Raw genomic sequence first — 6,569 nt, 5'->3', positions numbered from 1 at the left:
GAGGTTTGCCGCCAACTTCCTTCAGATTCCACCTCACGGTGGACACCCTTGTCTTAGGCTAATGGTTACTACTGCCTTCACCATTCGGGACTTTAACCCTAGAGATAACGCCCATGCTGGGCGCACACGCAAGAGAAGCCCCTTCTTTGATCAGAAGGAGCTTCTCTTTTTATTCTTTATGAGCCCATTTGTAGTCGATATTCCCGAGGCCGTCCATTACTACGCCTTTTAGCTCTTTCTTTTGTACCCACTGATTGGTAAAGAAATAGATTGGAACCACTGGCATTTCATCCATGATGATGGCTTCTGCAGCTGCCAGCAATTGCTTGCGTTTTTCAGGGTCTTTTTCTGTTGCTGATTGGTTCAGCAGCTCCTGATACTTGCTGTTGGCCCAGTAGGTATCATTTAAATCTCCATACTTGTCCTTGAATAGCTCCAAGTAATTGATCGGATCATTAAGATCGCCTACCCAGCCCATACGACCGATTTGGTAATGTCCATCGCGCATATCGTCTAAATGGACCTTCCACTCTTTGTCCTCCAAAGCCACATCTACGCCAAGAGAGTCTTTCCATTGCTTTTGGATCGTTTCCGCAATGACTCGATGGGCATCCGATTGGTTAAAGGAAAGAGAAATGGGTGGTAGCTTTGTCAGACCCAGCTCCTTCATCCCTTCTGCAAGCAGCTTTTTGGCCGTCTCTTTGTCATTGTCTTTGAAGTATCCTTCCTTTTTAAGCGACGTTGTTAACGGAACGAGTCCCATTGCCGGATATTGAACCGAATCTAGCACGCTGTCTACCAGCTCCTGCCGATTGATGGCATAAGCAAAAGCCCTCCGAATCTTTACATTGGTAAATGGCTGCTGCTCCGTATTAAATTTGTACCAATATACGCCTGCAATCGGTTGTTTCTGCAGTAAGCCTTTTTGCTTCAACGCTGACTTTGCTTCCACTGGCAAAGCATTGAGAGGAGCTCCCGCCCAATCCAGCTTGCCCTCCTCAAACAGAGTAAGCTCCTCATTCTCACCGCGAATCATGGTGAATTCCAGCTTATCCAGCTTGACTGCCGCATGATCCCAATAATGCTTGTTTTTTACTAGGACTAGTTTTTCCTGTCGTGTCCACGACTCAATCGTAAAAGGTCCATTTCCTACATGTGTAGAAGCGTTTTCTGCCCATAACGGGTTTGCCTCTACTACTTTTTTGTTCACAGGATAGTAGCTAGGAAGTGTTAGCAATTCCGTAAAAAAAGGGGCAGGCTGCTCCAAGGTTACTTTCAACGTTTTCGCATCGACCGCAGTGACGCCGACCTTGTCCAAGCCGAGTGTTCCAAAGTTCGCTTTTTCAGCATTTTGAAGGTAATACAGCATGTAGGCATAATTACTCCCCTTTTCGGGATCAAGCATTCGCTTCCAAGCGTATTCGAAATCACCAGCGGTAACAGGATCACCATTGCTCCATTTTGTATCCCGCAAGTAAATCGTGTACGTTTTCAGATCATCGGATACATCTATCTTTTGCGCCACAGAGAGCTGGATTTTTCCATCGGGTCCCACTCGCGTCAAGCCATCAAAGGTCGCTCTTACAAGAGCGATCGAGCTTGCGTCCTCCGCCAGTGCAGGATCAGCCGTATATATACCATCTGGCATATTTAGCCGGAGCAGGCGTTTTTCAGATGCTGTTGTGGAAGTCTGCGGCTTTACTTCTGCCGCATGAACAATACCCGCAGAAGATGCCAGCACACCAGCCGCGAGGAAAAGATTCGTTGCCACTTTCATTTTCTTTTCCAATTGATTTCCCCTCTATCCCTAATTATCCAATATTTACTATTTTATCAAATCATGTAGGCGGCAACAATTTATATTTGTCTCCTTCAGACGTTTCGCTTCCTCTACAGATTCTTCTTCAAATAATAGTGCGTGTGCCCACCTGCGTTTTCAATCACACCGTATACTTCGTAAGCATGCTTTTTATAAAAATCGATCGCCTGAAAGCTAAGCGTATCCAGCTTGATAAAATCGCAGCCTTTTTCTCTCGCGATGTCTTCTGCCGCCGCGAGCAGCTTTTTGCCGTAGCCTTGTCCTCGCACGCTTTCATCAACAATCAAATAGTGAACCTCCAGCCAGTTCCAGCATATCTCGCCTACAAGCCCGCCATAGGTTTGACCCGCTGCATCTTTTACAAAAAGGTTTACTTCTTCATACATGTCTTTTAGTTCAGCGGGAAAGTTCGCGTAATTATACGCAATCAATTTGTTACGGACATACTGCTTGTCTTCTGTCTTTGCTACATTTGATATGGTTAACCCCATGCTTATCTCTCTCCTTCTCTTACATACGGTCTTTGCAAAAATGGTTCACTCTCGTTTAACTTACCATATTTTAACTGATTTTCTATAGCATTCTTCTCTAGCAAATCTTTTGATCTTGCAGGCAGAAATCGGCTATGATAGATGGCGAGGTGACAAATGTGGCTTATTTAGAAGAAACTACGCTTATTGCCTATATTGCGTTTACGATTTTTTTCCTGGTAGCTTACAAGCTTAGCCAAATCTCGTTGGTTACGCTCATTCTATGTCTAGTCTCTACAGCAGTTTTGGCTGTCGTCTTCTATCTTTTGGTACAGCAATACTGGCCCGTCCACTAGAAGATCGTACACAAAAGGCGTAACCCCCCAGTCATGTGCAGTGGTGTTACGCCTGGTTTGGCTGTTTCCAGCGCTATTTACGTTTGCATGTGACATGGCAGCACAAAGAAAAAAGTAACCCCTCGCTCTGTATTGCGCACACCGTACGTACCCTCGTGCAATTCTACGATATGCTTGACGATGGCAAGTCCGAGACCCGTTCCCCCAGTCTTGCGGTTGCGTGAGCGCTCGATCCGATAAAAGCGATCCCAAATATGGTCAAGCTGATCCTCAGGAATATGCTCTCCTTCATTTTCAATCGCCACGGATAAATCGCGATTATCTCTTCCTTCGATGCGTACCGTAATCTCACTGCCGACACGCGCATGCCGAATCGCGTTGACCAAAATATTAAACAGAATCTGCTCAATTTTGACCTGATCGGCGTAGAGAGCCTCCTCATTCGCCAAAATCGTAACAACCTGCAAATTCTTTTCATTAAAATGGAGCAGCAGCTTATCTACGACTTCTTCCATCAGCTCACTGACAAAGAAAGAGCTTTTTTTCAGCTTGATCGTTTTCGATTCCAGCTTCGTCAGCTCCAGCATATCTCTGACGAGGTCTTCCATCTTCTCGGTTTCATCCAAAATAACCTCGATATATCGATCGTGCTTGTTCTCCCCGACGCCATCCTTTAATCCTTCGGCAAAGCTTTTGACGATGCTAATCGGTGTTTTCAGTTCATGCGAAACATTGGATACAAACTCCTTCTGAATCAGCTCCATCCGCTTTTTCTGGTCCATTTCTGCGCGGAGCTGCTCATTTGCTTGCTGCAATTCCTTCAAGGTCATATCGAGCTTTTCCGCCATCGTATTTAAGCTTCTCGCCAGACTGCCGAATTCATCGTTTCTCATAATCGGCGATTTTACGGAAAAGTCCAGCTTGGCCATCTGCAAAGCGCTTTTGTTCAAAGAAAGCAGCGGCTTCGAAACCACTTTGGAAAAGATGAGAGACAGCAAGAGAATCAGAGCAAATCCTCCGATTCCAATATAGATGTAAAACAAGCGCAGGGCGTCGTTTGCCTCACTAATTTGCTGAAGCGATGTCGATGCGATAATGAGATCCGTTACGTGGCCATCCTTCATCGCTGGTTGAATCACGACGAGGCTGCGGACTCCGCTCCACGGCTCTACCCATTCCTCCTCAATCACTTTGCCGCTCTCCAGATTTGCTTTGCGTGCTTCCGTTAGTGGGAACCAGTCTTTGATCACGAGAAACAGGATTCCTTGACGTGAGTTCCATTGATTTGGCGAAGGTAGCAGCATTCCTGTTATTTCGCCAGATAACCGCTCCAGCGGCTCTGCCGTTCCACCCGATTTCAAGCTGCCGATTGGCTTTTCACCTGACTTGTGGATTACCAAGGGATAAAACAGGGTCTGTGGAATGCCTTCCTCAAAGACGCCCACCGCCTCGATGTGATCACCTATATGCAAATTCGCATTAATTAAATCCTTTCGATAGACATCAGGAAACATAGACAGGGAGATTTTCACTTTTTCCCCCGCTTTATTGCGGATGACGATGCCAAATGGGTTATCGACCTTAACCTTCCCGTCTGTGCTGACGATGGCAATTTGCGCTTTATTGCGGCTGATAAACAAAGACACTTCGTTTGCCATGCTTTCGTCATCCCATTGCTTCGAGACGTAGTGCTCCGAAAACGTCTTTAGCTTTTTTTCCAGATCTCCCAATTTCTTCGATTGATAAAATTGTTCAAAAAAAAGTAACTGACCGAGCATAATGATCGTATATAACAACAGGAAAAGCGATGAGGTGATAGCGAACAGCTTGACTGTTACCCCCCGCCGCTTCATCGTTCTTCCTCGAAGGTATAGCCAGCCTTAATTACCGTTCGGATGTGACGTGCTTCGCCGCCTAGCTTGCTGCGAAGCTTCTTGATATGGGTATCAACGACCCTCAAATCACCAAAGTAATCGAAGCCCCACACGTGATCCATAATCGTTTCACGAGAAAGCACGATTCCGGCGTTTTTGATCAGGTATACAAGCAGTTCATATTCTTTAGGGGTGAGATCAATTTCTTCTCCCATGATTTCCATACGGCGTGCCCGTTTGTTGATCACCACGTGGCCAAAGCACAGCAGATGATCGGCTTTGCCCACAGTTCCCTCCACCCGCTTCATGAGGGTGTTGGCTCGGGCAACGAGCACTTTCGGGCTGAATGGCTTGGTGACATAATCATCTGCCCCTAGCTCAAAGCCGAGCATTTTATCGTCATCCTCTGATTTCGCAGTCAGCATGATGATGGGCACATCGGATCTGGCGCGGACGTACTTGCACACAGCCCAGCCGTCCATTTCCGGCATGAGGATGTCGAGGATAATCAGATCGACCCTTAGCGATTCTAGCATCTCGATTGCTTGTCTACCATTTTCAGCTTCATATACGATCCATTGCTCCCGCTCGAAATAGTCAGCAACGATTTCGCGAATGCGGCTTTCATCTTCAATCAGGAGCACTTGTCGTTTCATCTGTTGATGTCCCCCTTCGGCTCAACTTTCTCACTCAGGAGAAAATCCTGCGCCATCAGTATAGATGATCGCTGTGTCTTTTGTGTGTTTTGCCCATTTTTTGGATTAAAAGATGGGGAATGCGGGAAAAGGACACAAGAAGTACACAAGAGTATTGTAATCTGTTTTAATAGAATAGAACGTTTTAAATTGGAAAGGATGTTCCCATGAATCTGCTCACCTTCCTGAAAAAACCAGATGTCAGACGCTTTGGGATTCTAGCATTATTCTGCTTGCTGCTCTATTCTCTGGGAAGCATGATAAATGTCGTACTTTTGACCTTCCTGGTTACCTTTTTAATGGATCGGTTGCATTTTCATGTCACCAAGCTGATTCATAAAGTTGTTCCAATCAGTCCAAAGCTTGTTCTCGTCACGCAATATGTTGTGCTTACAGCCTTGCTGGTTGTAGGAGGGGCAAAAGTATTCCCTTCCCTCATCCATCAGAGCGCCCAACTGATTCATGTCATTGAGCACGTCTTTCGGAATCAGCAGGATAATGAGTTTATGCAGTACTTGATGCCTGCATTGGAAAAACTGGATATGCAAGGTCTCGTGAAAAGCAGTCTTGATTTTCTGACGGTCGTAAAGAATTGGGGATTCAATCTGTTTTTAGCCCTAATTCTAAGCCTGTTCTTCCTTTTAGGAAAGGACAATGTCATCGCATTCACTGCTCAGTTCCGGGGAAGCAAGCTCTCCTGGCTGTATACAGAGATTGAGTACTTCAGCAAAAAGTTTATCACGACGTTTGGAAAAGTGATTGAAACTCAATTACTGATTGCGTTGATTAACTCGATACTCACGACCATCGCCCTCTGGATCATGGGCTTCCCGAATCTGATCGGTCTGGCTCTCTTGATTTTCGTACTGGGTCTCATCCCTGTCGCTGGTGTGGTGATCTCGCTGATTCCACTCAGTGCCATCGCATTTAGTATCGGTGGACTGCATACGGTTGTGTACCTGCTCATCTTCATTGCTCTGATTCACGCACTAGAGGCGTACGTACTCAATCCGAGACTGATGGCATCCAAAACACATCTGCCGATCTTCTATACGTTCGTGGTTCTAATCTTCTCCGAGCATTTCTTTGGGGTCTGGGGTCTGATCGTCGGAATCCCTTCGTTCGTCTTCCTGTTGGACATTCTTGAAGTGAAAAAGATGGGGCAGCCTCTTCCGAAAGCAGTAACTACGCAATAAGTCAGGCTTTTACGTATATACAAGCTTTTCTGGTACAGCGAGCATGAAATGATGCCGCTGCCAGAAAAGCTTTTTTGCTTTCATATGCTTCCCAGTGCCGGAGATCGCAAAAAAGGCTGTCGACTAATCGACAACCTTTTTCTCATTTCCTATATCCAG

6 protein-coding genes are annotated in these 6,569 nt (G+C 45.9%); 2 read left to right on the top strand and 4 right to left on the bottom strand.

The window, feature by feature from the left end; genetic code table 11:
- Positions 1 to 169 precede the first annotated feature (169 nt).
- On the bottom strand, positions 170 to 1,789 hold the full coding sequence (locus C3B52_RS03185; RefSeq protein WP_373419705.1) for a peptide ABC transporter substrate-binding protein: 1,620 nt from the start codon (positions 1,787 to 1,789) through the stop codon (positions 170 to 172).
- 101 nt (positions 1,790 to 1,890) lie between these two features.
- On the bottom strand, positions 1,891 to 2,310 hold the full coding sequence (locus tag C3B52_RS03180; protein WP_103104621.1) for a GNAT family N-acetyltransferase: 420 nt from the start codon (positions 2,308 to 2,310) through the stop codon (positions 1,891 to 1,893).
- Positions 2,311 to 2,444: 134 nt separating this feature from the next.
- On the opposite strand from C3B52_RS03180, the gene C3B52_RS03175 reads away from it, so the two are divergent.
- Complete coding sequence (locus C3B52_RS03175) at positions 2,445 to 2,645, top strand: hypothetical protein (RefSeq protein ID WP_103104620.1); 201 nt, start codon at positions 2,445 to 2,447, stop codon at positions 2,643 to 2,645.
- A 77-nt stretch (positions 2,646 to 2,722) separates the two neighbouring features.
- Here the strand turns inward: C3B52_RS03175 and C3B52_RS03170 are convergent, their stop codons facing one another.
- Both C3B52_RS03170 and C3B52_RS38385 read right to left on the bottom strand, forming a co-directional pair.
- The gene (locus tag C3B52_RS03170) at positions 2,723 to 4,498 is read right to left on the bottom strand and encodes a HAMP domain-containing sensor histidine kinase (protein ID WP_103104619.1); all 1,776 of its coding nucleotides are present in this window, start codon (positions 4,496 to 4,498) and stop codon (positions 2,723 to 2,725) included.
- Positions 4,495 to 5,175 carry a response regulator transcription factor gene (locus tag C3B52_RS38385; protein WP_103104618.1) on the bottom strand — a complete coding sequence of 227 codons (681 nt, stop codon included), beginning with the start codon at positions 5,173 to 5,175 and terminating at the stop codon, positions 4,495 to 4,497. The genes C3B52_RS03170 and C3B52_RS38385 overlap by 4 nt, the downstream gene beginning before the upstream one ends.
- A 206-nt stretch (positions 5,176 to 5,381) precedes the next feature.
- Between C3B52_RS38385 and C3B52_RS03160 the strand changes: the two genes are divergently transcribed.
- Positions 5,382 to 6,410, top strand: coding sequence for an AI-2E family transporter (locus C3B52_RS03160; RefSeq protein ID WP_103104617.1), 1,029 nt, complete (start codon positions 5,382 to 5,384; stop codon positions 6,408 to 6,410).
- Positions 6,411 to 6,569: the final 159 nt, after the last annotated feature.

Origin of the sequence: Brevibacillus reuszeri (genome assembly GCF_002897295.1) — a bacterium.
In the GTDB taxonomy this organism is placed as follows: Bacteria; Bacillota; Bacilli; order Brevibacillales; family Brevibacillaceae; genus Brevibacillus; species Brevibacillus reuszeri_A.
Note: the sequence above shows the minus strand (reverse complement) of the source record. Positions and strands in the feature narration are given on the sequence as shown.

Excerpts from the sequence above, each read along its gene's own strand:
- C3B52_RS03180 (WP_103104621.1), bottom strand. The coding sequence starts at position 2,310 with ATGGGGTTAACCATATCAAATGTAGCAAAGACAGAAGACAAGCAGTAT.
- C3B52_RS03175 (WP_103104620.1), top strand. The coding sequence starts at position 2,445 with ATGATAGATGGCGAGGTGACAAATGTGGCTTATTTAGAAGAAACTACG.
- C3B52_RS03170 (WP_103104619.1), bottom strand. The coding sequence starts at position 4,498 with ATGAAGCGGCGGGGGGTAACAGTCAAGCTGTTCGCTATCACCTCATCG.
- C3B52_RS38385 (WP_103104618.1), bottom strand. The coding sequence starts at position 5,175 with ATGAAACGACAAGTGCTCCTGATTGAAGATGAAAGCCGCATTCGCGAA.
- C3B52_RS03160 (WP_103104617.1), top strand. The coding sequence starts at position 5,382 with ATGAATCTGCTCACCTTCCTGAAAAAACCAGATGTCAGACGCTTTGGG.